General features: G+C 72.1%; 20 protein-coding genes and 1 pseudogene. 12 read left to right on the top strand and 9 right to left on the bottom strand.

The genetic code is table 11. From position 1 onward, the window contains the following. The first annotated feature begins 223 nt into the window (after positions 1–223). The 7 genes from F1615_RS14695 (at position 224) to F1615_RS14665 (ending at position 7,124) form a co-directional block, all read left to right on the top strand. Positions 224–1,714 (top strand): ABC transporter substrate-binding protein, encoded by a 1,491-nt coding sequence (locus F1615_RS14695; RefSeq protein ID WP_149549413.1) that lies wholly within the window; start codon positions 224–226, stop codon positions 1,712–1,714. Then, positions 1,711–3,450, top strand: a complete 1,740-nt coding sequence (locus tag F1615_RS14690) for an ABC transporter permease subunit (protein ID WP_149549412.1) — start codon at positions 1,711–1,713, stop codon at positions 3,448–3,450. The genes F1615_RS14695 and F1615_RS14690 overlap by 4 nt, the downstream gene beginning before the upstream one ends. Continuing rightward, entirely contained in the window at positions 3,440–4,414 is a 975-nt protein-coding gene (locus F1615_RS14685) for an ABC transporter ATP-binding protein (protein ID WP_149549411.1), read from the top strand. The genes F1615_RS14690 and F1615_RS14685 overlap by 11 nt, the downstream gene beginning before the upstream one ends. Beyond that, positions 4,411–5,124: an ATP-binding cassette domain-containing protein gene (locus F1615_RS14680; RefSeq protein WP_149549410.1), complete on the top strand. Its 714-nt coding sequence runs from the start codon at positions 4,411–4,413 to the stop codon at positions 5,122–5,124. Before F1615_RS14685 ends, F1615_RS14680 begins: the two co-directional genes overlap by 4 nt. A 154-nt stretch (positions 5,125–5,278) precedes the next feature. After that, positions 5,279–5,449: a 50S ribosomal protein L32 gene (gene rpmF, locus F1615_RS14675; protein WP_073935406.1), complete on the top strand. Its 171-nt coding sequence runs from the start codon at positions 5,279–5,281 to the stop codon at positions 5,447–5,449. A gap of 5 nt (positions 5,450–5,454) precedes the next feature. Continuing rightward, positions 5,455–6,624: a GTP-binding protein gene (locus F1615_RS14670; protein WP_149549409.1), complete on the top strand. Its 1,170-nt coding sequence runs from the start codon at positions 5,455–5,457 to the stop codon at positions 6,622–6,624. A 41-nt stretch (positions 6,625–6,665) separates the two neighbouring features. Next, positions 6,666–7,124 carry a Fur family transcriptional regulator gene (locus tag F1615_RS14665; RefSeq protein WP_149549408.1) on the top strand — a complete coding sequence of 153 codons (459 nt, stop codon included), beginning with the start codon at positions 6,666–6,668 and terminating at the stop codon, positions 7,122–7,124. Between the two features lie 402 nt (positions 7,125–7,526). On the opposite strand, the gene F1615_RS14660 is transcribed toward F1615_RS14665, so the two are convergent. Then, entirely contained in the window at positions 7,527–8,498 is a 972-nt protein-coding gene (locus tag F1615_RS14660; RefSeq protein WP_149549407.1) for a pirin family protein, read from the bottom strand. Between the two features lie 118 nt (positions 8,499–8,616). Next, positions 8,617–9,807, bottom strand: a complete 1,191-nt coding sequence (locus F1615_RS14655; RefSeq protein WP_149549406.1) for an MFS transporter — start codon at positions 9,805–9,807, stop codon at positions 8,617–8,619. 53 nt (positions 9,808–9,860) lie between these two features. Between F1615_RS14655 and F1615_RS36285 the strand changes: the two are divergent. Continuing rightward, positions 9,861–10,048, top strand: a pseudogene (locus tag F1615_RS36285) (MFS transporter); the annotation flags it as partial. A gap of 142 nt (positions 10,049–10,190) precedes the next feature. Here the strand turns inward: F1615_RS36285 and F1615_RS14645 are convergent. From F1615_RS14645 to F1615_RS14630, 4 genes are all read right to left on the bottom strand, one after another. Next, on the bottom strand, positions 10,191–11,135 hold the full coding sequence (locus tag F1615_RS14645; protein ID WP_149549405.1) for a carbohydrate ABC transporter permease: 945 nt from the start codon (positions 11,133–11,135) through the stop codon (positions 10,191–10,193). A gap of 1 nt (position 11,136) precedes the next feature. Continuing rightward, positions 11,137–12,069, bottom strand: coding sequence for a carbohydrate ABC transporter permease (locus F1615_RS14640; protein ID WP_149549404.1), 933 nt, complete (start codon positions 12,067–12,069; stop codon positions 11,137–11,139). Positions 12,070–12,093: 24 nt separating this feature from the next. After that, the gene (locus F1615_RS14635) at positions 12,094–13,464 is read right to left on the bottom strand and encodes an extracellular solute-binding protein (protein ID WP_149549403.1); all 1,371 of its coding nucleotides are present in this window, start codon (positions 13,462–13,464) and stop codon (positions 12,094–12,096) included. A gap of 111 nt (positions 13,465–13,575) precedes the next feature. Continuing rightward, positions 13,576–15,402: a glycoside hydrolase family 2 protein gene (locus tag F1615_RS14630; protein ID WP_149549402.1), complete on the bottom strand. Its 1,827-nt coding sequence runs from the start codon at positions 15,400–15,402 to the stop codon at positions 13,576–13,578. A 176-nt stretch (positions 15,403–15,578) separates the two neighbouring features. Between F1615_RS14630 and F1615_RS14625 the strand changes: the two genes are divergently transcribed. Next, entirely contained in the window at positions 15,579–16,592 is a 1,014-nt protein-coding gene (locus F1615_RS14625) for a LacI family DNA-binding transcriptional regulator (RefSeq protein ID WP_149549401.1), read from the top strand. 224 nt (positions 16,593–16,816) lie between these two features. Continuing rightward, the gene (locus F1615_RS14620; protein ID WP_149549400.1) at positions 16,817–17,848 is read left to right on the top strand and encodes a LacI family DNA-binding transcriptional regulator; all 1,032 of its coding nucleotides are present in this window, start codon (positions 16,817–16,819) and stop codon (positions 17,846–17,848) included. A 230-nt stretch (positions 17,849–18,078) separates the two neighbouring features. On the opposite strand, the gene F1615_RS14615 is transcribed toward F1615_RS14620, so the two are convergent. Continuing rightward, positions 18,079–21,354, bottom strand: a complete 3,276-nt coding sequence (locus F1615_RS14615) for a LamG-like jellyroll fold domain-containing protein (RefSeq protein ID WP_149549399.1) — start codon at positions 21,352–21,354, stop codon at positions 18,079–18,081. 403 nt (positions 21,355–21,757) lie between these two features. Here F1615_RS14615 and F1615_RS14610 point away from each other — a divergent pair, with 403 nt between their 5' ends. Then, positions 21,758–22,762: a glycoside hydrolase family 43 protein gene (locus F1615_RS14610; RefSeq protein ID WP_149549567.1), complete on the top strand. Its 1,005-nt coding sequence runs from the start codon at positions 21,758–21,760 to the stop codon at positions 22,760–22,762. Between the two features lies 1 nt (position 22,763). On the opposite strand, the gene F1615_RS14605 is transcribed toward F1615_RS14610, so the two are convergent. Together F1615_RS14605 and F1615_RS14600 are read right to left on the bottom strand one after the other, a co-directional pair. Then, positions 22,764–23,954 (bottom strand): GDSL-type esterase/lipase family protein, encoded by a 1,191-nt coding sequence (locus F1615_RS14605; protein ID WP_149549398.1) that lies wholly within the window; start codon positions 23,952–23,954, stop codon positions 22,764–22,766. A 102-nt stretch (positions 23,955–24,056) separates the two neighbouring features. Further along, positions 24,057–24,629: a TetR/AcrR family transcriptional regulator gene (locus F1615_RS14600; RefSeq protein ID WP_149549397.1), complete on the bottom strand. Its 573-nt coding sequence runs from the start codon at positions 24,627–24,629 to the stop codon at positions 24,057–24,059. Between the two features lie 117 nt (positions 24,630–24,746). Between F1615_RS14600 and ligA the strand changes: the two genes are divergently transcribed. Further along, on the top strand, positions 24,747–26,837 hold the full coding sequence (gene ligA, locus F1615_RS14595) for an NAD-dependent DNA ligase LigA (protein WP_167533750.1): 2,091 nt from the start codon (positions 24,747–24,749) through the stop codon (positions 26,835–26,837). The last annotated feature ends 8 nt before the right edge of the window (positions 26,838–26,845 follow it).

Raw genomic sequence — 26,845 nt, 5'->3', positions numbered from 1 at the left:
CGACGCGCCCTCACGCACGCCCCCTTCAAGCACCCGAGGTCCGGCAAGGCGCCGCTCGGCGTGGGCGGCGACCAGCGACAGCCTGCCCGCACCAGCCCTTGGTGAGCCACCGAGGAGCGACCCACCGCACTCGGCTCGATCGGGGCAGTTCTGAAAATGATTGTCATCGTGCTACGGTCATTGCGCGATCAACCATTGACCAGTTCTTTACCCGGAGTGACCCGTGCGCGTCCCCGCTCGCCTTCTCCCCCTCCCCGCGGCCGCCGCGGCCTCCGTCCTGCTCACCGGATGCTTCTCCTCGACCGGTTCGGGAGATGCCGACGCCGAGGGCAAGCGGATCCGTGTCGCGATGATGCAGCCCCCGCGCTCGGGCCTGTCCCCGCTTTCCGACGACGCGTTCAAGCTGTCGCGCTGGTCGGCCGCCGAGACCCTGGTGAAGCTGGACCGCCGGGGCGACGCGCGGCCCGCGCTGGCGACCGAGTGGGAGCAGTCCGGGAAGACCTGGACCTTCACGATCCGCGACGGCGTCACCTTCCACGACGGCACGAAGCTGACCGCCGAGGCCGTCGTGAACTCCCTCACCAGGGCCGCCACTTCCGCCCCCAAGCCCCGCATTCTCGACGGCGTGGAACTGACCGCGAAGGCCGAAGCCTCCGACACGGTCACCGTCACCACCGCCACCGAGGACCCGCTGGTCCCGCAGCGGCTCAGCTCTCCGCAGTTGTCGATCCTCGCGGTGAAGGCCTACGAGGGGAAGACGGTCGACCCGGTCGGCGCCGGCACCGGTCCCTTCGAGCTGACCGACGTCAACGGCACCTCCTCCGCCTCCCTCGACCGCTTCGAGGACTACTGGGGCGAGAGGGCCAAGGCCCCCGGCATCGACGTACGGTTCGTACCGGACGGCACCGCCCGCGCCGCCGCGCTGCGCAGCGGCGAGGCCGACATCGTCGAGGCGGTGCCGGTGTCGCAGGCCGCCGTACTGGATCAGGACCTGATCACCGAAGTCCCGATGCCGCGCACCAACACCCTCTACCTCAACACGGAGAAGGGCGTCTTCAAGGACGCCTCGATGCGCGCGGCGGCCCGGGCGGCCATCGATGCCGAGTCGATCGTGAAGGGCGTGTACGAGGGGCGCGCCGACGTCGCCGAAGGATTGCTCGGCCCTGCCCTGCCGTGGGCGGCCGGGCTGCGCGAGCCGGTGTCCCGCGTGAAGGCGGGCAAGCCGTCCGGGCAGACCGTCACCATCGGCACCTTCACCGACCGGGCCGAGCTGCCCGAGGTGGCTGCCGCCCTGCAACAGCAGCTGCAGAAGGCCGGTTTCAAGGTGAAGCTGGACGTCCGCGAGTACGCGAACATCGAGTCCGACGCGCTGGCGGGAACGTTCGACGCGTTCATCCTCTCCCGTGCCACCGTCCTCGACTCAGGCGACCCCGCCGCGTATCTGTACAGCGACTTCGCCTCCGACGGTTCCTTCAACATCTCCCAGCTCGCCGACGTGACCGTGGACAAGGCCTTGCGGAAGGCCGGCGAGAGGCCGGCCGGTGACGCGCGCCGCACGGCGGCCGTCGCCGCCGAGGCCGCCGTCCTCTCCACCGACGCGGCCGTCCCGATGCTGCACGAACGGGTCATCCAGGGCGACGCCGCCGACGTGGTCGGCGCCGCCCACGACCCGCGCGAGCGGGAACTGGTCACGGCGGACACCTACGTCAGGTGAGGCCCGGCCCTGCGGGAGTGACCCGCGTCGTCTGTCTGATCACCGTCCTGGCGGCCGTCGGGCTGTTGCCCTGGCTGTCCGGCAGGGACCCGGCACTGACCGTGCTGCGCGCCCGGTCCGCCGAGCAGGAGCCGACGCGAGAGGCCCTGGACGCCGTACGGCGGGACCTCGGCCTGGAGGCCGGCCCGCTGCCCCTGCTGGGGACGTGGGTGTCCGGCCTGCTCCACGGCGATCTCGGCACCTCCTGGGTGTCCGGGGCCGACATCCTGCCCTCCGTGGTCACGGGACTCCAGGTGTCGCTGGCCCTGATGGGCTGCTCGCTGGGCGTGGCGCTCCTGCTGGCGTCCTCGCTGGTCGCGCCCGTGCTGGTACGGGGGCGGGGGTCGGCCGGGGCCGTCGCCGCGATGCTGGCCGCCGTACCGGAGTTCCTGCTGGCGACGATCGCGCTGCTCGTCGGCGGAGTCTGGCTGGGATGGCTGCCGACGTCCGGCTGGCAGGGCCCCGAGAACATGGTGCTGCCCGCCGTCGCCCTCGGCGTCCCCGCGGGCGGCCTGCTGGGCCGGCTGGTCGCGGACGCGCTGCCCGCCGTGCTCGGCGAGCGGTGGGTGGAGCTGTGGAGGGGAGCCGGGGTGAGCCGGGGCCGGATCGCGGCCGCCGCGCTGCGCCGTGTCCTGCCGCCGCTCCTCCCGCAGTTCGGGATGGTCGCCGTGGGTCTGACGGGCGGCGCGGTGGCCGTGGAGACGGTCTTCGCCGTGCCCGGCATCGGGCGTACCGCCCTCGGCGCGGCCAAGTCCCAGGACCTGCCGCTGCTCCAGGGCTCCGTCCTCACTCTGCTCGCCCTCGGTCTGCTCACCGGCGCGCTGGCCGCGTTGATCCGGCGCCGGCTGCTGGGCCCTGCCCTGCGCGACGCCGGGCTCAGTCTGCCCCCGGCCCGCCCGGTCCGCGCCCACCCGGCGGTCCCCGTCGCGCTCGCCGCCCTGCTCGCCGTGACCATCGGCTGGGGCCTGCTGCGCGACCCGTACACCGTGAACACGACGGTCCGTCTCGCCGCGCCGTCCTGGGCGCACCCGCTGGGCACCGACGGTCTCGGCCGTGACGTGCTCGCCCGGCTGGGGCACGGCGCCGCCTCGACGGTCGGCACGGCGGCGGTCATCTGCCTGCTGAGCCTGCTGGCCGCCCTGGTGCTGGGCTTCCTGCCGCGAGTGACAGCGGGTGCCGCCGACATCGCCAACGCCCTGCCCCCGGTGATCGTCGGCATCCTGGTCGCGGCAGTCGCCGGGCCCGGCACCGGCGGCGCGGCCCTCGCGGTCGCCCTGATCTCCTGGCCGCCCCTGGCCGCGCACGCGGCGGCGCTGGTGCAGGAGGTGCGGGCGTCGTCGTTCCTGACCGCCCAGCGGGCCATCGGTGCCACCCCGTGGTGGATCCTCACCCGGCACGTCCTGCCGTCCGTCACCGCGCCCGTCACCCGGCACGCCCTGCTGCGGCTGCCCGGTATCGCCCTCGCCCTGGCCTCACTGGGATTCCTCGGCCTCGGCGCCCAGCCGCCCGCGCCGGAGTGGGGCCTGCTCCTCGACGAGTCCCGCGCCTATGTGGAGCGGGCCCCGTGGGCCGCCCTCGCCCCGGCGGTGGAGCTGGCCCTGATGGCGGGTCTGGCGGTCTCTGGCGCGGCGCTCACGCGAAGGCGTCCGAAAACCACCCGGGTCCGTGCCGCCGAGGAGGCCGTCGTTGGGGTCTGAGGCACTGCTGTCGGTGCGCGATCTGCGCATCGCCTTCGACGGGACAGAGGTCGTACGCGGGCTGTCGTTCGACGTCCGTCCGCACGAAGCGCTCGCGATCGTCGGGGAGTCGGGCGCGGGGAAGTCCCTCACGGGCCGGGCGCTCCTCGGCATGCAGCCCCGGGAAGCGACGGCGAGCGGGAGCATACGCCCGGACCTGTCGGCCCACCGCGGCCGGCGCATCGCCCTCATCCCCCAGGACGCCCTGTCGGCCCTCTCCCCCGTGCACCCGGTCGGCGACCAACTCGCCGCCGCCGTCAGGTCGGTGGCCCGTGTCTCCCGCAAGGAAGCCAGGTCCCGCGCGGTCGCGGCCCTGGACCGCGTCGGCATCCCCGATGCCACCCGCCGGGCACGGGCGTACCCGCACGAGTTCTCCGGCGGCATGCGGCAACGTGCGGTCATCGCCATGGCGGCCGTCAACGAGCCGGACATCCTGGTCGCCGACGAACCCACGACCGCGCTGGACAAGGACCACCGCGACCAGGTGCTCCGGATCCTCGCCGAACAGCGTGCGGCGGTCGGGGCGGCGCTGGTCCTCGTCACGCACGACATGGACGTCGTACGGGAGCACACGGACCGCGTGCTGGTCGTGTACGCCGGGCGGCTCACCGAACACGGCCCGACGAGCGAGGTGCTGGCCCGCCCGCGCGCGCCCTACACCGCCGGCCTCCTCGCCTCCCTGCCCCGGCACGCGTCCCCGGGCAGCCGCCTGCCCGTCCTGCGCGGTACCCCACCGGCCCCGGGAACACTCCCTCCGGGCTGCGCGTTCGCCCCGCGCTGCCCGCTCGCGGCGGACGTCTGCCACCGGTCGGAACCGGAGCCGCGGCAGGCGGACGGGCGGCTGGTGGCCTGCCACCGCTGGACGGAACTCCCCCACCCGGCGACCGACCTGTTCCAGGAGACGGAGGAACGGCACTCCCGATGAGCGATGTTCTGCTGGACGTCCGCGGCCTCGTCGTCCGTTACGGCAAGGCAACCGCCGTCGACGGCGTCTCCTTCACCCTGGCCGCCGGCGAGGTCCTCGCCCTGAACGGCCCCTCCGGCTGCGGCAAGTCCTCCACGGCCCTGGCGGTGCTCCAGTTGCGCCGCCCGGACCGCGGCGAGGTCCGCTTCGAGGGCCGGCGACTGACGGGACTCACGGAACGCGAACTGCGCCGGGTCCGCCCTCGTCTGCAGCCCGTCTTCCAGGACCCGTACGGGTCCCTGAGCCCTCGCCACCGCGTCCGCGACGCTGTGGCGGAACCGCTGAAGGCACAGGGCCGCTGGGACCCCTCCGAGGGCCCCGCCCGCGTCGCCGAGCTCCTCGACCGGGTGGGTCTGGACCCGTCATACGGCGAACGGCACCCGCACGAACTGTCCGGAGGCCAGTGCCAACGGGCCGGAATCGCGCGGGCACTGGCCTCCGGCCCGCGCCTGCTGGTCCTTGACGAGCCTGTGTCGTCCCTCGATCCGTCGATCCGGGCCGGCGTGCTGAACCTGCTCGCCGACCTCCGGGACGACCTCGGCCTCGGATACCTGTTCATCTGCCACGACCGGGCGGTCGTGCGGCACTTCGCGGACCGCGTGATCGAGATGCGTGACGGGCGCGTCACCTCCGAGTGGAGTCCTCGACCACCTGACGCGGCCCTCCGGTGAGCTGCTCCGAGTCCGGACCGAACTCGCACCGCACATGAAAATCATTGTCGTATACTGTGGGTGTCTGCCCAGGTGCGGTCGAGACGTTTCCCCGACCCGCCGGCCGGCGCGTTCCGCGCCGGACACCACCTGACCCGACCGAGAGGAACGACCCATGGCCGTCCCCAAGCGCAAGATGTCGCGCAGCAACACCCGTCACCGCCGGGCCCAGTGGAAGGCGGCGACACCGAATCTGGTGCCGGTCACGGTGGATGGTGTGACCCATCGGGTTCCGCAGCACCTCGTGCCCGCCTACCGGCGCGGTCTGCTGCGTCCGGAGGACTGACGCCGATGTCCTCGCAGCGCCTGCCCGTCACCGTGCTGTCGGGCTTCCTCGGCGCCGGCAAGACGACGCTCCTCAACCACGTCCTCACCAACCGCGAGGGCCTGCGCGTGGCGGTGATCGTCAACGACATGAGCGAGGTCAACATCGACGCCGCCCTCGTGCGCGGGGGCGATGCGGCGCTCTCCCGGACCGAGGAGCGGCTGGTGGAGATGACCAACGGCTGCATCTGCTGCACCCTGCGGGACGACCTCCTGGAGGAGGTCGACCGCCTCGCCCGGGACGGCCGCTTCGACTACCTGCTCATCGAGTCGAGCGGTATCTCCGAGCCGATGCCCGTGGCCGCCACCTTCGCCTTCGCCCGCGACGACGGAGCCGTGCTGGGGGACGTGGCCCGGCTGGACACCATGGTCACCGTCGTGGACGCCGCCAACTTCCTCGCCGAGCTGGACACCGGCGACGATCTCGCCGAACGGGGCCTGGCTCCCTACGAGGACGACGAGCGCACCGTGAGCGACCTGCTGGTCGACCAGGTGGAGTTCGCCGACGTACTCGTGCTCAACAAGCTGGATCTGGTCGCCGACGACGACGCCGACCGGCTGCGCGGGGTGCTCGCGCGGTTGAACCCGACGGCCCGTCTGATTCCCGCGGAGCACGGCCGGGTCGGTGTCCGCGACATCCTGGAGACCGGACGCTTCGACCTGGAGCGTGCACAGCAGGCACCGGGCTGGGTCCGGGAGCTCAACGGCGACCACGTTCCGGAGACCGAGGAGTACGGCATCTCCTCCTTCGTCTTCCGTTCCCGTGCACCCTTCCATCCCGAACGTCTGTGGGCCTTCGTCACCGAGGAACTCGACAGCGGAGCGCACGGCCAAGTACTGCGTTCCAAGGGGTTCTTCACTCTCGCCGGCCGTGAGGGCGTGACCGGCCTGTGGTCGCAGGCCGGGGCCGTGGCCCGCTTCGAACCGTCCGGCACCCGGGACTCCGACGTGCTCCACGCACAGGAGCTGGTGTTCATCGGCGTCGGCCTGCGGGAGCCGAGCCTGCGCGCCGCCCTCGCCGCATGCCTGATGGCCGAGGACGAGCCGAGTCCGGCGAACGATCCCTTCCCCGTATGGGACACCGGGCAGGCCTGCGATCTCGAACACGACCACGGGAGTCCGACGGCGGTCGTCTGACCGGATCACGAGGGCGTCCGGACGCGACGGGAGGCACGCTCATGTACGGAACGGCCCGCAGCGAGTGGCGCACGACCCCGCGGCGAGCCGCGGTCCTCGAGGCCCTGCACGCCTGTGACGGTTTCGTTTCGGCGCAATCCCTGCATACCGCTCTGGTCACGGACGGCGTGGCGGTGGGGCTGTCCACCGTCTACCGCACGCTGCGGTTACTGGAGGCTGCCGGACACGTCGACGTCGTACGCGACAGTGACGGTGACGGTGAACGCTTTTACCGGCCAAGACCGGACGACGGCCACCGTCACTACCTCGTTTGCCGGGAGTGCGGGCTCAGCCTGGCGGTGGAATCCGAAGAGGTCGAACGGTGGGTGGCGAGGATCGCGCGCGACATCGGGTTCCACTCGGTGGATCACACCGTCGAACTCACAGGCATGTGCGACGGCTGCCGGCCCGGACCGGTCGACCGCCGACCACATCCCGCCGGCCGTGCCCGGGTCGTGTGACGGGCCAGGTACACGAGTGGCCCGGTGAGCCGTTCGGCCGCCGGTGCCCCCATCCCTCTCCGTGGGTCCCGGCCGGTTCTCACTCCTGCTCGGCGCGCCGGCCTCCGCGGCCATCGGGCGCGGCTCGGCCCGGCTGCCGCCACGCAGCCGCGGCTTGCCGGTAAGGAGAGCGGCCGCCACGGGACGAGCCCGTCGGCTCCGGAGCCGACATCAGCGAAGCGCTACAGCATCGAGGGCGCCTCATGAGGGGGCGGGTGGGGAGGACACCGCTCCACCCCTACCTGACGGCCCATCGGAAAGTCGGCAGAAGGTCAGCATGGGTTCGGCCGAAGCTGCCCTCAGATGCCCGTACCGGAGCAGCGATCTTGAGCATCTCGGTTCAAGACCGACGTTTCCGCAGGGTCAGCGCACCCTTCCTCGCGGCTTCAAGGGCGCGTTCGGCAGCTCCGGCGCGGGCAGTGGAGCCCCGTCGTATCCGTGCACCTCACCGAAACGGGTTCCCTTCATCCAGTCCTCGCGAGCCCGGACGATGTCGTCGTGCGTGCGGCCGATGAAGTTCCACCACATGACGATCTCCTCCTCGAACGGCGGCCCGCCCAGCAGCACCAGGCGCGCCGCCTCGGCCCCGCGGTTCGTGAGGGTGAGGGTGGTGCGGCCGGGGGCCGTGTAGCCCAGTTCGGCCGGCCGTACGGCGGTGTCCCCGACGAGGACGTCGCCGCTGTCGACGAGGACGCCGTGCTCGAAGTCCGGGTCGAGGCCGAGGGTCGTCCCGGCGCCCGGGGCCAGGGTCAGTTCGGCGCCCAGCAGGGGCGTGAAGGTGCGCACGGGGGACGTGTCACCGGCGAGTGAGCCGAGGAAGACGCGTGCCTCGCCTCCCTGCAGCGGGACCGGGTCGGGTACGTAGTGCTGGAAGTCCCGTTCGGTTTCGCGGTGTTCCCCGGGCAGCGCCACCCACAGCTGGACACCGTGCAGGATCGTGGTGTCGGGCGTCGAGACCTCCGAGTGGCTGATGCCGTGGCCGCCGGTCATGAGGTTCAGCTCACCGGGCCGGACGTAGGCGTGGCTGCCCAGGCTGTCCCGGTGCTCGATCTCTCCGCTGAACAGCCAGCTCACCGTCTGCAGACCGGTGTGCGGATGGGGGGCGACGTCCATGCCGCCGGTGCCGGTGACGTCGTCGGGTCCGTAGTGGTCGGCGAAGCACCAGGCGCCGATGAGCGTCCGGGCCCGCTGCGGCAGGGTGCGCCGCACCCTCATCGCGCGCGGGCCACCGAGTGGCACGTCACGCGCGGTGAGCACCTCGACGTCCGCCGGGCGCGCCGCCTCCGCCTCGCCGCCGCACCTCAGCTCCGCGGGCCGTGTCTCCGTGTTGCTCATTCCGGCTGCCTCCCCACCCATAAAGTTCCGATTTCAACATTCATGGTCGATGATAGGCCGCCGAACGGGAGAGCGCGCGACGAAGCGGCCCACGTCCGGTCGGTGGCTCACCGGTCCGTCACACGCCCAGCGTCACCGGCCGCCGCAGGAGATAGCCGGCCGCGGTCACCACCAGGGCTGCCATGAACGCGATGAACACCAGCCCCGCGCCTTCCAGGCCCATCGGCTCCGTCAGCAGGCCCACGCCGATGACCGGCACCGAGATCCCCGCGTACGCCACCACGAACAGCGACGAGATCACCGCAGCGCGCCGGTCCGCCGGGGACGCCCCGCCCACCGCGGACAGCGCTCCGCGGAACGCCAGGCCCTGGCCGAACCCCCCGACGATCGCGCTCAGCACCACCAGGGCCAGCAGGTTCCAGTGCAGGGCGCCGGCGAGCAGCGCCAGCCCGGCGAGAAGGCCGACGCACCCCAGCGGCAGCGAGCGCCGCACACCGGCCCGGCCGACGGCCAGCTGCCCGCCGGTCGAGGCGAAGAACGCCAGCGCCACGACGACTCCGCTCACCGCGTGGTCGGTCACGTCCAGGGACTGCGCGAGAAAGGCCGGGCTGATGGAGGTGAACAGGCCGAGCAGGGCGAAACCCACGAACGACGCGGTCGCCGCCGGCCCGAACACCGGCCGCACCCGCGGAGGCACCCCGGGCCGCTGCGGCCGTACGGTGCTCAGCGGCCGCCGCTCCCCCACCGTCTCCGGGAGCCACAGCACGACGGCGACCGAACAGGCGACCAGGGCCAGGTGCACGGCGAAGGGCAGGTACAGGGGCCGGGCGGCGTACTGCGCGAGCACTCCGGCGAGGAGCGGACCGCAGCCGAGACCGCCCATGTTGACGGCCGTGGCGACGAACGTGGCCCGGGACGTTCCGCCGGGCGGTGCCGACTCCAGGACGTACGCCGTGGCGGCCCCGGTGAACAGACCCGCCGACAGTCCCGACAGCAGCCGTCCGGCATACAGCCAGCCCGGTCCGGTGGCGGACAGGAAGCACACTCCGCTCGCGGCCGCGCAGCCCAGGCCCCACAGCAGCACCGGGCGCCTGCCCACGGCGTCCGAGGCGTTGCCCGCGAGGAGCAGCACGCCGATGACCGCGAAGGCGTACACGGCGTAGACGACGGTGACCGTCAGCTCGGAGAAGTGGAACTTCTCCTGGTACAGCGGGTAGAGCGGGGTCGGCAGTGTGGTGCCGGCCATGCAGACCGCGAACACCGCGCCGCCGAGCACGCTCACCCGCCACCCACGGAGATCACCGGCCATGCCGAGACGCTAACCCTTCCCCGGGCCGCGCTCCCCTCCGGCACGCCACCGGCGCACCCGGCATCCCGACCCGCAGGCTCGGCAAGGAGCCGGCGTCTTCGGCGCCGTGTCCGCCGTCGGTGCGGTGGCCGCCCCGCTGGTCCGCGGTGTTCGGGTGAACACGTCCTGGGCAGGTTGGCGCTGGTGCCTCCTCATCGGCGTGCCGTTCGCGCCGTCCGCCGTCGCGCTGCTGCAGCGCACTCCGGGCGGCGCCATCGGCCCGCGCGGGACACCGGCAAGGCGGCGGTCGGCGGCTGGGCCGGCCCGCGCCGGTCCGCCCCGGGCACGCGCCGGCCCGGGGCGACCGCCCACCGGACCGCCCGGCAGGCCCGGGCCCGGCTCGGTCACTGCCCGCCCAGGCCGGTCGTGGCCACCGACTTCACGATGTGCCGCTGGAAGAGGACGAACACCAGGACCAGGGGCAGCGCGGCCAGGACGGAGGACGCCATCGTCTGGGCGTAGTTGACGCCGTAGGCGTCCTTCACCGCGGTGATGCCGACCGGCAGGGTCATCAGGGCGGGATCGGACGTCGACACGAACGGCCACAGGAAGTTGTTCCACGCCCCGATGAACACGAAGATCGACACCGCGGCGAGCATCGGGCGGGACAGCGGCAGCATCACCGACCAGAAGACCCGGGCGTGGCCGGCGCCGTCGATGCGGGCCGCTTCCTCCAACTCGCGCGGGATGGTGTCGAAGTGCTTCTTCAGGATGAACACCATCACCGGCGCGACCGTCTGCGGCAGGATCACCGCCGCGTAGGTGTCCACGAGGTCCAGGGTGAGCATCTGCTGGAACCACGGCACGATCAGCATCTGCGGCGGAACCAGGATCGACGCCACGACGACGGTGAACAGCCACCGGCGTCCGCGGAAGAGCGTGCGGGAGAAGGCGTACCCGGCCAGCGCGGACACGGCCACGGTGATGACGGTGACGGCCGCGGCGATGACGAAGCTGTTCAGCATCCACAGCGGCAGGTCGCCGCGCTCGATCACGGTGCGGAACGCGTCCAGGGTGAAGCCGCCCCGCGGCAGGATCCAGTGCACCGGATCGCTGGCGTCCTGGTCAGACTTGAACGCGGTGAGCACCGCCCACGCCATCGGCAGCAGCCAGATCAGCGCCATCACCGCGAGGGCCGCCAGGGCCAGGGTGCGGGAGAGCCGGCCCGGGCCCAGGGTGAGGTTGGGCCCTCGCGGTGGGACCGGGCGCGTCCGGTGGGCCCGGCGGGCGGCGGGGAGCGGGGAGACGGTGCGGCGGGCGGGCCGTGCCCGGACGTGGGTGGAGGTCATGTCACTTCTCCCTGCGGCGAAGGGCGACGAACTGCACGGCGGAGGCGAGGACGACGAGGGCGAAGAACACATAGCTGATGGCGGAGGCGTAGCCGAGGCGGTAGCCGGTGAAGCCCATGTCGTAGAGGTATTCGACGACGGGGCGGGTGGAGCCGTTGGGCCCGCCCTTGGTGAGCAGGTACACCTGGTCGAAGACCTTCAGCGAGGCCAGTACCTGGAGCACCGTGATCACACCGGTGACGCGCCGCAGTTGGGGCAGCGTGACATGCCACAGCCGCCGCCAGGCGCCCGCCCCGTCCAGGGCCGCCGCCTCGTAGAGGTGGTCGGGCACGGCCTGCAGTGCCGCCAGGAACAGCAGGAAGTTGAAGCCGACGGTCCACCACAGGGTGGCGATCACGATCGCGTACAGGGCGATGGACTCGTCGCTCAGCCAGGCGTAGCCGTCCAGCCCGGCCGCCTGGAGCAGGTGGTTGTAGAGGCCGAGGTCGGGCTGGTACAGCCAGAGCCACAGCAGGCCGATCACCCCGACCGGAAGCAGGTACGGGGCGAAGAACGCGAGGCGCCAGACCCACTGGCCGGGCAGCCCGGTGTACACCAGCAGCGCCATGACGAGGGCGACCGCCACCAGGGGCACGGTGGACACGACGGTGAACCACACGGTGTGCCAGATCGTGCGCCACATCTCGGCGTCGCCGAGGGCCTCGGTGTAGTTGTCCAGCCCGATGAAGGACGGGTCGTGGGCGGAGAGGGAGGTGTCGGTGAGGCTCATCCAGACGCCCTGCGCCAGTGGCCAGAGCATGAAGAGGGCGAACAGGACGAGGAACGGCAGGGCGAAGAGCAGCCCCGGCGGGACGGCACGGCGCAGGGCCGCGCCGCGTCCGGTGGCGGCCGGGCCGGCGGGCGGCCGGCCGCGGGTAGCGAGGGGTGTGGTCATCTGCTGCCTCCTTTTCGCGGCGGCTCAGGCCGGACTGGGCTGGGACAGGGCGGTGTTGATCCGTCGGACCATGGCGCGGGCGGCCCGGTCGGGCGCCAGGCCGTCGAGCAGGGACTGCTGCAGCACCTGTGACATGGAGTTCTGGAAGTCGGACCCGGCTCCGGCGAACCAGACCGCCGGGTCGAGCACCACGTGGTCCGCGGCCCGGGCGTACCGGGTCTGCGGCTCCAGCCGCGCATAGGCCCGGGTACGGGTCACGGGCCGGTACGCCGGGATGTGGCCGGCCCTGGCCCACACCTGGCCGGCCTTGAGGATCGCGGCCACCGCCCGGTGGGTGCGCCTGCGGTGTGCCTCGTCGGGATCGGGGCGGCGCGGCAGCACGAAGGAGTGGGCGTCGGCGTAGACCGCCGGGGTGCCGAAGACGGTGGGGAAGGGCGCCGCCCCGGTCCTCGGGTCGGCCGCGCGGAAGGTGCCGAGCTCCCACTCGCCGGAGAGGATCATCCCGGTCTGCCGGTTGGTGAAGGCGGCGATGGCCGCGGGGTAGTCCAGGCGGCGGGGGTTGGTCCGTCCGTCGACCAGCTTCCGCATGAAGGCGATGACCTCGGTCATGGCGTCGAGGTCCGCCGTGACCGTGCCGCCGACGGGCAGGTCGAAGTCGTTCCCGGTCTGGCGGTAGAGCCCGTAGAACAACCGCCAGCCCTGTGCCGTGTCGTTGACGTAGCCGAAGGCGATCCCCTGCCGGCCGGAGGCGGCGGCCAGTTCCCGCCCGGCCTCGAGGAACCGCCCGGGTGAGGAGAAGGCGTCCTGGTCGAGGTCCCCGTCACCGGTGAGCAGCCCGGCCTTGCGGGCGGTGCCGGGGTGGAAGAACACGATGAACGGATGGGTGTCCAGCGGCACGGCGTAGGTACGGTCCCGGTACCGGGTGCGGCTCCACACCGCTTCGGCGAAGTCCTCCTCGCGGACGCCGAATTCGGCCAGCAGGCCGGTGTCCCAGGGGTCGAGCAGCCCCAGGGGGGCGTACCCCGCCAGGCGCGACATGTGGGAGACGGCGACGTCCGGTCCGCGCCCGCCGGCCGAGGCCATGGCGAGCTTGGTGTAGTACGGCGTGCCCCATTCCAGCACGGTCCGCTCGACGCGGGTGCCGGCCATGTCGGGCCGTGCGATGTCGAGGAGTTCGTCGAGGAGGGCACCGTCGGCACCGCTGAACAGGTCCCACATGCGCACGGTGCGCGGGTCCGGCGAGGCTGCCGCCGCACCGCAGCCGGCGAGGGCTCCGCCGCCGAGGAGTACGGCGGCCGAGCCCAGCGAGGCCCGGAGCAGCCCGCGCCGGGACGGTGCGGTGCGGGGGCCGTCCGGGCCGGCGGAGGCGGCCGGTGGGCAGGGCAGGTAGACCATGGCACTACCTTTCTCTACATCGATGTACATCGGCTGCGGACGCGGCGGACGGGATGCCGTCGGGGTCGGGGTCGCGGGCTCGGTCGTCCGCCGGGACCGGGCGGGGTGCCGTCAGCCGGCGGATTCGCAGGCCGCGGTGCGCTGCTGGACGCGGCGCAGTACGGCGGTGTCGAACTTCTCGCCGCGGTCGAAGCCGTAGAGGCCGTTGCGTTCCTGGAAGACGTCGGTGAGCTGCGTGTAGCAGTAGCCGAACATGTCCGGGTCGTCGAGCAGGACGTCGACCAGGCCGGTGAAGCGCGCCAGGAACTCCTCTGCGGTGCGCGGCCGTTCGCCGTATCCCCAGGACGTGCCGGTCTCGTCGCCCGCGGCGGTGGCGGCCACCGCCGCGTCCCACCAGATGCCGCCGAACTCGCTGCAGAAGTACGGCTGTCCGCGGTAGGGCACCGACCAGGTGCGGCCGTCGGGGCCGGTGTTGACGTAGGGGCGGTCCTCGGCGAGTCCCGCCATGGTCCTCGCGAATGCCTGCGGGTCCTGCTCGTAGCAGTGCGAGTCGTAGACGTCGGTCTCGGCGACGCGGTGGGAGTAGCCGGAGGCGTCGATGACGGGGCGGCTCGGGTCGGCCTGCTTGGTGGCGAGGAACATCGCCCGGGTGACGTCGTCGAGCCGGGTGATCCGGTCGTGCAGGTTCTGGTAGGTCTCGTTCAGCGGGCACCAGCCGATGATCGACGGGTGCGAATGGTCGCGTTCCAGGGCCTCCAGCCACTGGGCGACATAACCGGCGTCGGGGCGCTGGTTGTCGTCGCGGACGCCGGTCTCGCAGCCCCAGTCGCCGAACTCGCCCCATACGAGATAGCCGAGCCGGTCGGCGTGGTACAGGTAGCGCTCCTCGAACACCTTCTGGTGCAGCCGGGCGCCGTTGAAGCCGGCGCGCAGGCCGAGTTCGATGTCGCGCACGAGGTCGGCGTCGGTGGGGGCGGTCATCAGGCCGTCCGGGTAGTAGCCCTGGTCCAGCACCAGCCGCTGGAACACCGGCTCCCCGTTGAGCAGTACGCGCTTGCCGTGGACGGCGACCGACCGCAGGCCCGCGTACGACGTCGCCTCGTCCACGACCCGGCTCTCCGCGTCGAGGAGCTGGAGCCGCAGGTCGTACAGGTGCGGGTCGGCCGGTGACCAGGGGCGCACCCGGTCCTCCGGCACGGTCAGCACCAGTCTGGGACACAGGTCGAGGTCGGCGCGTGCGGAGGCGGTGACCACGTCGCCGTGCCCGTCCGAGAGCACCGCCCGCACGCGGTGCCCCGGCAGGTTGCCGGTGAGGGGGAGGTCGACGTGGAAGGTGGCCGAGCCCAGGTCGGGGGTGATGCGCGGGCGCTTGAGGCGGGCCGTGGCGGGCACCGGCTCCAGCCACACGGTCTGCCAGATGCCGGTGGTCCGGGTGTAGTGGCAGTGGGTGTTGGCGTACCAGGTGGCCTGCTTCCCGCGCGCCTGCGGGCCGTGCCGGGTGTCGCGGGCGCGGACCACGATCACGGCCTCGTCGCCGGGCGCGGCCACACCGCGCAGGTCCGCGGTGAAGGGGGTGAAGCCGCCGCGGTGGCGGGCCACCTCGGTGCCGTTGACCCAGACGGTGGCGTCGTGGTCCACCGCGCCGAAGTGGAGCAGGACGTCGGAGCCGGCCCATGCCTCCGGGACCGTCACCGTGCGCCGGTACCAGACGGCCTCCAGGAAGTCGGTGTCACCGATCCCGGACAGCGCGGACTCGGGACAGAAGGGCACGACGATCTCGTCCGCGAGGTCGCGCTCGCGCAGTCCGCGCTCCAGTCCGCTGTCCCCGCGGTCCGTCTCGAACTGCCAGCGGCCGTTGAGGTTCAGCCATGCCTCGCGGACGAACTGGGGCCGGGGGTACTCCGGACGCGGGACGTCCGGGGGCGTGGGCGTGCTCATGCTGCTCCTCATCAGTGCAGGTGCGCTGGATACGGGCTCATGCGACCATAGGATTACATCGATGTAAATGGCGGCGGCGGAAACTTCTCGGAGGAACCGCGTGCACCGCGGGCGGCCGGACCCCCCGGAGCTGCCGTTACGATCCCGACAGGCAGCGGGAGGGCGAGAAGGGAAGCATGGGCAGGCCCAGGATCAAGGACGTGGCGGAGTACGCAGGCGTATCGGCGAAGACGGTGTCGAACGTCCTCAACGACTACGAGCACGTCTCCGAGCAGACCCGGACAGCGGTGCGCGAGGCCATCGACGCCCTCGGCTACCGGGTCAACATCGCGGGACGCCAGCTGCGCCGCGGCCGTACGGGCGTGATCGCGCTGGCCGTGCCGGAGCTGGACATCGCCTACTTCGCCGAGCTCGCCAAGCACGTCATGGCGGAGACGGAACGCCGCGGCAGCACCACGCTCCTGCTGGAGACCGGCGGCCGGCGCGAGAGGGAACTGGCCGCCGTGCACGGCTTCGACGCCCAGTTCACCGACGGCGTCATCCTCTCGCCGCTGGCCCTGCAGCCCCGCGACCTGGCGGGCCGTGACACCCGGCTGCCGCTGGTGCTGCTCGGCGAGTGCAACCCGCCGGGCAGTGCCGACCACGTGGCGATCGACAACGTGACGGCGGCACGCGAGGCGACGGAGCACCTGCTGGCGCGGGGCCGCCGGCGCATCGCGGTGGTCGGCGGCGACCTGCGCGGGCCGCAGAACACCAGCAGGCTGCGCACCGTCGGCTACCAGGAGGCCCTGTCCGCGGCGGGGCTCCCGGTGCCCGAGGAGCTGGTCCTGCCGGTGCCCGCGTTCCGCTGGGCCGACGGGGCCGCCGCCGCGCGCACCCTGATGCGACTGCCACAGCGCCCGGACGCACTGCTCTGCCTCAACGACCACCTGGCCCTCGGCGCGGTGCGCGCGCTCCACGAGGACGGCTGGTCGGTCCCCGGGGACGTGGAGGTGGTCGGATTCGACGACATCGAGGCCACCCGGTTCAGCATCCCCACGATCACCACCGTCGCTCCCGACAAGCCCGGCATCGCGCGGCGCGCGGTGGAGCTTCTGCTCGACCGCATCGACGCCGGCGGGCCGGGCGGGCCGGCGGTCGACGAGACGGCGGGGCACCGGCTGATCGTGCGGGAGAGTTCGGGCGGGTGACGGCGTACGGGCCGCGTCGCGGCGGTGTCCGAGCGCCGGGACGGGGCCGTGACGGCGGTGGGTGACAACCTGCCGGACCGGCACTTTCCCGGCCTTGTCAGTGCCGCGGAACGGGATGTATAACGTTGTAAAACTCGAACCCAGCGGCTCGGCGCACGACGTCATGGTGACGGCACCGTCTCCGCACCGGCCCACCGGGGCGGGCCGCTCACGAAGGGATTGCCGTGCGGGTCAGCCTCAAGGACGTCGCCGCGCACGCGGGGGTCTCCATCAAGACCGTCTCCAACGTGGTGAACAACTACCAGCACGTCACCCCTGCCATGCGCGAGCGTGTCCAGCGGTCCATCGACGCGCTCGGCTACCGGCCCAACCTCGCCGCCAGGCACCTGAGGAAGGGGCGCACGGGCATCATCGCGCTCGCGCTGCCCGAGCTCGGGAACCCCTACTTCGCCGAGCTGGCCGCCTCCGTCATCGACGCCGCGTCCGGACACGACTACATCGTCCTGCTCGACCACACGGGTGGGTCGCGCGAGCAGGAACTGCTGGTGAGCCAGGGCTTCCGGGCCCGGGTCATCGACGGACTCATCCTCAGTCCCATCGAGCTGGAGACGGAGGACCTGCGCGACCGCGCGCAGGAGGTGCCGCTGGTCCTGCTCGGCGAGCGGGACTACGACCTGCCCTACGACCACATCGCGATCGACAACGTCGCCGCGGCCCGTGCGGCCGTCCGGCACCTGATCGGCCTGGGGCGCCGGGAGGTGGCGTTCATCGGAGCCCGGCGCGGGCGCAGCGAGCCCGCCCAGCTCCGGGTGCGCGGCTGGCGCGAGGAACTGACCGCGGCGGGGCTTCCGGCGGACGAGGGCCTCGTCGCGGCCACGGACGGCTGGGGCCACGCCGACGGAGCGCGCGCCATGAAGCACATCCTGGACAGCGGACGGCGGCCCGACGCGGTGTTCGCCTACAACGACCCCATGGCGATCGGGGCGATGAGGGTGCTGCACGAGCGGGGCCTCCGGGTGCCGGAGGACATCGCCGTGGTGGGCTTCGACGACGTGATCGAGGGCCGCTTCGGCGCGGTCACCCTCACGTCGGTGTCACCGGACAAGGCGGCCATCGGCCGGCTGGCGGTGGAATCGGTGCTCGCCCGGCTGAACGACCAGGCACCGGAGCCACGCCGCATCTGGGCGGACTACCAGCTCGTGGAGCGGGAGAGCACCCTGGGCCGCCCCGCCGGCGCCGGCCGGGGAACCGCCTGACGCGCGTTTCCCCGCCGCGGTGAGGCAGATCGGGCGCCGGCCCGTGTCCGACGGGCCGCTGTGAACGTCAAGTGCGGCGTTCACAGCGGCAGATGCAGATGCGGGGAGTCCACGCGCCTTCCCACCGAGAGCACAGCACGGCGGCCAAGTCGGTGAGGCCCGCGCGGTGACCCGTCCCGCGGCGGACGGTGCGGACGCCGGGGCGTCCGCACCGTCCGCCGTCCGGGCGGCTACGGCTTCTCCGCCTCGTACAGCGCGCTCACCTCCTCGGCCGAGAGCGCCCTGTCGTAGGCGTGGACCTCGTCCACCGCTCCGTCCCAGAAGTCGGTGTTACCGCCGTTCCACTGGGCGCGGCCCACCGAGAGGGGCCCGGAGGCGACGTAGTTCGGGCCGGCCTGGGCGGTCGCGGCCCGCCGGCCGTCGACGTAGAGCGTGATCTCACCCGTCGCGTCGTCGCGCACGCCGACGAGGTGGTACCAGCGTCCGGTCTCGGGCGTGGCCGCCAGCCGGGCGCGCTGCCCGTCGGGTGTGCTGAAGGCGAAGGCGCCCTGGCCGTACTGCAGGTAGAAGGGGCTCGCCTGCCGGCTGCCGTCCTGGCTGACCGCTGTGGCGTAGTTGCCCGGCAGCGAGTCCAGGGTGACCCACGCGGAGACCGTGTAGCTGCCGGTGGTGTCGAGCACCGGCCCGTCGGTCTGGGCGTACTGTCCCTGACCGTCGAACGCCAGCGCGCTGCCGCTGACTCCGCCGGTCCAGCCGGTGCCCTCGCTGAGGGTCAGCGGCCTGCCGTTCGGGCCGTCGTCCTTCGCGGTGGTGCCGGTGCCCTCGTCGAGGGCCCAGGATCCGCCGCCCTTCAACTGCTCCCGGTCCCCCGCGGCGGCTCCGGCCGCGATGACCCGGCGGTTGATCTCGCGCACCCGGACCGGGTCGACCTTGATCTCCCGGCGGTCGTAGGTGTACAGGCCGTTGAGTTCGTTCTCCAGGTCGGAGATCTGGGTGTACACCGAGCCGGAGAGCTCGGCACCGGCCTGGTCGAGGTAGAACCTCTCGGTGTTCTCCACGTACTTGCGGGTCAGCGCCTCCTTGTCGGCGACGCCGCTGTAGATCACGGTCGGCGTGCCCGGCCACATGTGGCCCGGGGTGCGCAGGGTGAAGCCGCCGTGCTCGCCGTCCATGGCCGCGCGGTGGTCGGGGAAGGGCGGGTCGTCGTTGTTGTAGTCGTGGTGGTCGACGATGTCGCCCTTGCCGGAGTCGCCCTTGGAGTTGCAGCAGTTGACACCGCTGTGCGCGTTGACGACCCGGGAGGGGTCGGCCGCCTTCACCGACTCGGCGATGCGGCCGCTCTCTTCGCGGTTCCACTCGCCCCAGCCCTCGTTGAAGACGATCCAGCCGATGACGGAGGGCGAGTTGTGGTGCTGGCGCATCATCTCGCGCCCCTGGTCGACGAAGGCCCTCTGCCCGGTCTCGTCGGTGATGTTCCCGGAGACGAAGTCCTGCCATACGAGCAGGCCGAGACGGTCGGCGTGGTAGAACCAGCGCGGCGACTCCACCTTGATGTGCTTGCGGACGGCGTTGAAGCCGAGCTTCTTGTGCGCCTCCAGGTCGAACGCCAACGCCTCGTCACTCGGCGGGGTGTAGAGGCCGTCGGGCCAGAAGCCCTGGTCGAGGGTGGCGAGGGAGAAGACCGGCTTTCCGTTGAGCACCAGCTTCCGGTAGCCGCCGACGTCCTCGATCCCGATCTCGCGCATGCCGAAGTAACTGCCGACCCTGTCGGTTGACCGGCCGTCCTTCAGCTCGACGTCGAGGTCGTAGAGGTAGGGGTCGTCCGGGCTCCACAGGTGCTGCCGGGCGACGGGCAGGCGGAGCGTGCTGTTGGCGGGTCCGCTGACCCGGCCGACGACCTTTCCGCGGGCGTCGCGGGCCACGGCCTCGACCCTGGCCTTCTTCGAGGCGTCGTCGGACTCGACGGTGACCGCGAGGGTGCTGCTGTCGATGTCGGGGGTGGTGACTACGTTGTCAATGGAGGCGTCGGCGACGGGTTCCATCCAGACGGTCTGCCAGATGCCGGACGTCTGGGTGTAGAAGATGCCGCCGGGATGGGTGGACTGCTTGCCCGTCGGCTGGTCGGCGCCGCCTGTGTCGGTGACCGCCACCACGATCTCCTGCGGTCCACGGCTCTTGAGGGCGTCGGTGATGTCGGCGCTGAAGGCGTTGTAGCCGCCGGTGTGTTCGGCGACCTTCTTGCCGTTGACCCAGACGCGGGCCTGGTAGTCCACGGCGCCGAAGTTGAGCTTCAGCCGGTTGTTCCCGCCGTTCCTGCCGACCTTCCAGTTCCCCGGCACGTCGACGAGCCTGCGGTAGAACATGTGGTCCTCGTGCCGTTCCAGCCCGGAGAGCTGCGACTCGACCGGGAACGGCACGGTGATCTTCTCGTTCAGGTCCTTGCCGAAGATTGGCCGCTCACCGGCCTCGGCCCCGCTGAACTGCCAGGGACCGTTGAGGTTCTTCCACTGGGCACGCACCTGCTGCGGGCGGGGGTACTCCGGCAGCGGGTCGTTCCTGTCGAGCTTGTCACCCCACGGGGTGGTGATGCGGTGGGTGGAGGTGTTCCCGGCGTAGCGGACGATGCGGGGCACGGCCTTGTCGCCGGCCTTGAGGCCGCCCTCGCCGTCGTAGGTGACCCGGACCTGCTGGTTCTTCTGGATCGGCTCCGAGAGGGTGACGAGGAGGGAGTGGGGGTCACCGGGGGCGGCCGCCACCGACTTGACGGGCATGGCGGTGGTGTCGGCCTCGACCTCGAGGTGGTCCGCCACCTGTGCGAGGTCGCTCACCCGGTCCTCGAACCCGGCGAGCAGCCTGCGTCCGTCCTCGGCGACGGTCAGCTCCACCGGGAAGACCTCGAAGCCGGCGGGCGGGGTGAAGGCGGAGGCCGGGACGAGCTGCTTGGGCATCGTCGGGGTCGACCAGCGCAGGAACATGTTCGAGCCGCCGAAATCCTGGAACATCTCCAGGCGGAAGTCGTGCCGCTCCCCGGCCTTCAGCGTGACCGGCGTACTCGTCTGCTCGCGGTCCCAGTCGGGCTCCCAGTGGTCGATGACCGGCTCGCCGTCGATGAAGAGGCGGAAGCCGTTGTCGCCGATGGCGTGGAAGGTGTAGTCGCCGTCCTCCGGTGCTTCGATCTGCCCGGTCCAGCGGGCGGTCGTGTGCTCCGTCCGCCCGGTCAGCTCCTCGAAGGTGCCGGTCAGTCCGGAGAAGTTGATCTGCGGCTCCAGCAGGGTGCCGCCGAGTTCGGCGAAGTCCCGGGCGCCCGGTGCCGACATGCTGAAGTACTCGCCCTTCAGGCCGTGCACCTGGACGTCGGCGGCCGTGCCGGCCGAGGGGGCGGACACGCCGGCCGTCGGCACCGCGGCCGTCGCTGCGGGTGCCAGGGCCCCCGTGGACAGGGCCAGGGCGGTCACGGTCAGCAGGGCCCACCATCTGGTTCCGGGGCGGGAGTGTTGTCTTGTCATCGAACCTTTCCTCGCGCAGACGGCATGGGGCCAGGACGGAGAGGCGCGGCCTTCGCCTCGTCCAGAATTCATTCCAACGTTGGAAATTCGGGGTGCAGCGGAATGACAACACGCCGCCCGACGACTGTCCAGGCTTCGCGCACAGCTGACACACCATCAGAAATCGTACTGCCGACCGGTGATGGATGTGCGCACGTGAGCGGCCTGACCCTTGACGACCCTATTGACATGTCCTCCGCAAATCACCATCCTGCGAGGACGGCTTTCATCGATGTAAACCGCGGTGTGGAGGTGACGGACCCTGATGACCAGGCTTCCGAACGGGCCGACGAGGCCTCCCCGGCGTGCGGCCGGCCTCCCCGCCCTCGTCGGCTTCCTGCTGGCCGTCGCCCTCGCCGCCGCGATGACCGTGACGTCCGCGGAACCCGCGCGGGCGGACCGGACCGCCCTCCGCGCCGCCGACCCGAGCGTGCTCCGGGTGGGCGGCACCTACGTCTCCGTCCAGTCGGCCGGAGGCGGCATCGTCGTACGGCAGGCGCCGTCGACGTCCGCGCTGGCCTCGGCCGCCCCGCGGCAGGTCTGGTCGGACACCCGCGACCGCGGTGAGGTGTGGGCGCCGGAGATCGTGAGGGACGGGGGCCGCTACTACATCTACTTCACCGCCGGCCGCGGAGCCGCCCACCGGATGTACGTGATCAGCTCCGCCCGCCCCGACGGCGGTTACTCCGCCGAGACCGAACTCGCCCTGCCCGGCGGAAAGTGGGCCATCGACGGAACGCTGTTCACCTTCAACGGACAGCGCTGGTTCGTCTGGTCCGGCTGGGCCGGGGACACCGACGTCGAGCAGAACCTCTACATCGCCCGGATGAGCAGCCCGACCACCCCGACCGGTGCGCGATACGTCATCTCGCAGCCCCGGGAGAGCTGGGAACGGGTGGTCGGCGACCCCTTCATCAACGAGGGCCCGCAACCGGTCAGGGACCCGAACGGGCAGCTGCACATCGTCTACTCCGCCAACGGCAGCTGGAGCGACCAGTACTGCCTGGCCGACCTGCGGCTGCGGGCCGGCGGGGACCCGACGTACGTATGGGACTGGTACAAGTCCAACGGCTGCCTGTTCGGTTCCCACCGCGCGACCATGATGGCCGGCTGGGACCCGACGCTCCACGTCGACGGCCCCGGGCACCACAGCTTCGTCCTGCTCCACGGCGACATCGCCACAAGTCCGCCCGCGGGGCCGCGGTTCCCGCTGATGTTCCACGCGGTGCCGAAGGGCACGCCGTACGCGTGGGAGAACCGCTACTGGTACACGGGCACCTTCTGCTGGTGGGGCGACACCACCTACAGCCGTGCCGATGTCCCGGGCCCGAACGCGGATACCGGCTGGAGCCTCAAGTTCTTCGAGTGACTCAGCCCCCGCCCTCCGCGAACGGTCCGTCCGGGGCCGCGAAGGCGTGGGCGGCGAAGCGCTCGCCCATGCGGCGGTGGGTGGCCGCGTCCGGGTGGAGGCGGTCGGGCAGCGGCAGTTCGGCGTGGTCCGCGTGGCCGTACAGGTCACGGCCGTCGAGGTAGTGCAGGTTCGGGTCGTCCGCGGCGCGCCGCGCCACCACGGCCTTCAGCTCGTCGCGGATGACGCCGAGCGTCAGCTTGCCCTCGGCCCGTTCCGCGGGATCGCCGGCCGCGGTGAACAGCAGACGCCCCTCACCGATGCGGCTGAAGTCGAAGGCGGTGGGGCCGGGTGTGTCCTCGTGCATGGGGCACAGGATCGGCGAGAGGACCAGCAGCGGTGCGGTGGGGTGGCCCTCGCGGATGGTGTCCAGGAAGCCGTGGACGGCGGGGGTGAAGGCGCGCAGCCTCATCAGGTCGGTGTTGACGACGTTGATGCCGATCTTGACACTGATCAGGTCGGCGGGCGCGTCGCGCATGGTGCGCGCGACGAACGGGTCGAGCAGGGCGCTGCCGGCCAGTCCCAGGTTGACCAGTTCCACGCCTCCGCGTGCCGCGGCGAGCGCGGGCCAGGTGGTGGTGGGGCTCGCGGCGTCGGAGCCGTGGCTGATGGAGCTGCCGTGGTGCAGCCAGGTCCGGCGGCCAGTGGCGGGTGCGGGCTCCACGGGTGCGTCGGTGCGCAGGGCGACGAGTTCGGTGGTCTCGTCGTGCGGCAGCCAGCTCTCGACGGTCTTGTCGCCCTCGGACAGGCCGGTGAAGCGGAGGGTGGCGACGGGGCCGGTGCCGTGCTCGACGGTCCCGGCGCTCATGTCGATGGTCACGGTGTTGCCGCCGGTCACGGTGGCCCGCCCGGCCGGACGTCCGTCGACGAGCAGCTCGTACCGGCCGTCCGGGCGGGGCGGGGCGCCCACGTAGATCCGCTTGGTGGGCAGGGTGTCCAGCTCGACGGCGGTCGCGCGGGTGCGGAAGACCAGCCGTACGCCGGAGGGCTGGGACTCGGCCATGGCGAGCTGTCCGTCGGTGTTCCGGGCGCGGGCCCAGGCGGGCAGGCGGTGTGGCAGGACCCCCTGCGGAGTGCGTTCCAGGTCGAGCGCGCCGCGCACGAGGGCGGCGGTGATGGGGGTGGTGATCCAGGTGTGCGGGGTGGAGGGCATGGTTGTGGTCCGTCGGTGTCGGGCGGGTGGGTGAGCGGCTGATCGGGGCGCGGGAGGGTGAGGCGGCCTCGCGGATCCCGGGGCCGCGCCGGGGTCGCGCCGTCAAGGAGTGGGCGGCCAGTTGCGCAGGAGGGTGTCCAGGGCGTCGAGGATGCGGGACCACGTCTCCTGCGTGTCGGGGGCGCTGTGGCTGAATCCGCCGCCCATCTCCAGACTGACGTAACCGTGGAAGACGCTGCCCAGCAGCCGGACCGCGTGGGTCTGGTCCGGCTCCGTCAGGTCGTAGCCGCGCAGCAGGGCACGGGTCATCTGCGCGTGCCGCACCCCCGCGCTGCCGGCGGCCGCCTCCGGGCCGAGCCGGAACTGGGCCGCGGCATAGCGGCCGGGATGCTCCCGGGCGTAGTCGCGGTACACGTTCGCCAGGGCGGTCAGGGCGTCCTTGCCCGCCCGTCCGGCCAGGGCGTCGGCGGCACGGTCGGCGAGCTCCTCCAGGGCGAGCAGCGCGATCCTCGTCCTGAGGTCCTGGGAGTTCTTCAGGTGGGAGTACAGGCTCGCCACCTTGACGTCGAAACGCCGGGCGAGCTCCGAGACGGTCACCTGGTCGAAACCGACCTCGTCGGCCAGTTCCGCCCCCGCCCTGGTCAGGCGTTCGGGGGTCAGACCCGCGCGCACCATAGCCATCCTCCCTGTCGACTGAATCGATTATGCATGTGCCTAAGACATTTAGGCAAACGCCTTGGGTCTGTCGAAACGCTGGACCCATTGTCAGTGGTGGGCGGCAGGATGCGGGGCATGACAACACCTGCAGCAGTGATCGTCGATGGCGCCGCCTACGCGCAGGCGGTCGAGGACGCCGTCCGTGCGGCCGCCGCCTACTACGGGGGAGGAACCTCGCCGCTGGACGACGACGCGTACGACCGGCTGGTCCGGGGGATCGCCGACTGGGAGGCGGAGCATCCCGGCCGGATACTGCCCGACTCCCCCACCGGGAAGGTCGCCGGCGGGGCGGCGGTGGGCGACGTCCCGCACACGGTGCCGATGCTCAGCCTCGACAACGTGTTCTCCGCCGAGGAGTTCACCGCCTGGACCGCCTCACTGGCGCGCCGGACCGGCCGTGACGCGACACGCTTCAGTGTGGGCCCCAAGCTGGACGGGCTGGCGATCGCCGCCCGCTACAGCGGCGGCCGGCTGCGCCAGTTGATCACCCGTGGGGACGGGACGGCCGGGGAGGACGTCTCGCACGCCATCGGCACCATCGAAGGGCTGCCCGAGAAGCTGGACGAGCCGGTCACCGTGGAGGTCCGCGGCGAAGTCCTCATGACCTCCGCCCAGTTCGAGCACGCCAACGAGGTACGCACGGGTCACGGCGGGCAGCCGTTCGCCAACCCGCGCAACGCGGCCGCGGGCACCCTGCGGGCCAGGGAGCGCGTCTACACGGTACCGATGACGTTCTTCGGCTACGGGCTCCTGCCGCTGCCCGGCACCGACTCCGCCCTGGCGGAACGGATGAACGGGATGGCGCACAGCGACCTGATGGCCCTGGCCGCGGAGCTGGGGGTGCACACCAGCGCCCGGACCGCGGTGCCGGACACCGTCGCCGAGACCCCCGACGAGGTCCTGGTCCGCGTGAAGGAGATCGCCGCGCTGCGCGCCGAACTGCCTTTCGGCATCGACGGGATCGTCGTCAAGGCCGACCTCGCCGCCGACCGGGAGGCCGCCGGGTCGGGCTCCCGCGCGCCCCGCTGGGCGATCGCCTACAAACTGCCGGCGGTGGAGAAGATCACCCGCCTGCTGGACGTGGAGTGGAACGTCGGGCGCACCGGCATCATCGCGCCGCGCGGCGTCCTCGAGCCGGTCGTCATCGACGGTTCCACCATCACCTACGCCACCCTGCACAACCCGGCCGACATCACCCGCCGCGACCTGCGTCTGGGCGACCACGTCATGGTGCACCGGGCGGGCGACGTCATCCCCCGGATCGAGGCCCCGGTCGCCCATCTGCGCACGGGCGAGGAGCGGCCGGTCGACTTCCCGGCGCAGTGTCCGCGCTGTGGTTCGGACATCGACACGGGCGAGGAACGCTGGCGGTGCGCCCAGGGCCGCAACTGCCACCTGGTCGCCTCCCTCGCCTACGCCGCGGGCCGCGACCAGCTCGACATCGAGGGCCTGGGCGCCACCCGTGTCGTCCAGCTCGTCGAGGCGGGCCTGGTCGCCGATCTCGCCGACCTGTTCACGCTCCGGCGCGACCAGTTGCTGGCCCTGGAGCGGATGGGGGAAACGAGCACCGACAATCTGCTGGCCGCGATCGCCGAGGCCAAGCGGCAGCCGCTCTCCCGGGTGCTGTGCGCGCTGGGTGTCCGGGGCACCGGACGGTCCATGTCACGGCGCATCGCCCGGTACTTCGCCACCATGGACCACATCCGCGCGGCCGATGCCGACGCCATGCAGCAGGTCGACGGCATCGGCGCGGAGAAGGCGCCGTCGATCGTGGCGGAGCTGGCCGAACTGGCCCCGCTCATCGACAGACTCGCGGCCGTCGGCGTCAACATGACCGAGCCCGGTGCCACTCCGCCACCGCCCGCCGACGCCGCTTCCGACGGCGACGACCGGACCGCCGTGCCGGCGGCGGGTGGTCCGCTGGACGGGATGACGGTGGTGGTGACCGGCGCGATGACCGGCAGCCTGGAGAAGCTCTCCCGCAACGAGATGAACGAACTCGTCGAACGGGCCGGCGGACGCTCCTCCTCCAGCGTCTCCAGGAAGACCACCCTCGTGGTCGCGGGCGAGGGCGCCGGCTCCAAGCGCGCCAAGGCGGAACAGCTCGGTGTCCGCCTCGCCACCCCGGACGAGTTCGCCGCCATGGTCGCCGGGCTCCTCGGCTGAGCCGGGCG

It is taken from the genome of Streptomyces marokkonensis, from assembly GCF_008312835.1.
Lineage (GTDB): Bacteria > Actinomycetota > Actinomycetes > Streptomycetales > Streptomycetaceae > Streptomyces > Streptomyces marokkonensis_A.
The sequence above is the reverse complement of the archived record's forward strand: the minus strand, read 5'-3'. Positions and strand labels throughout refer to the sequence as shown.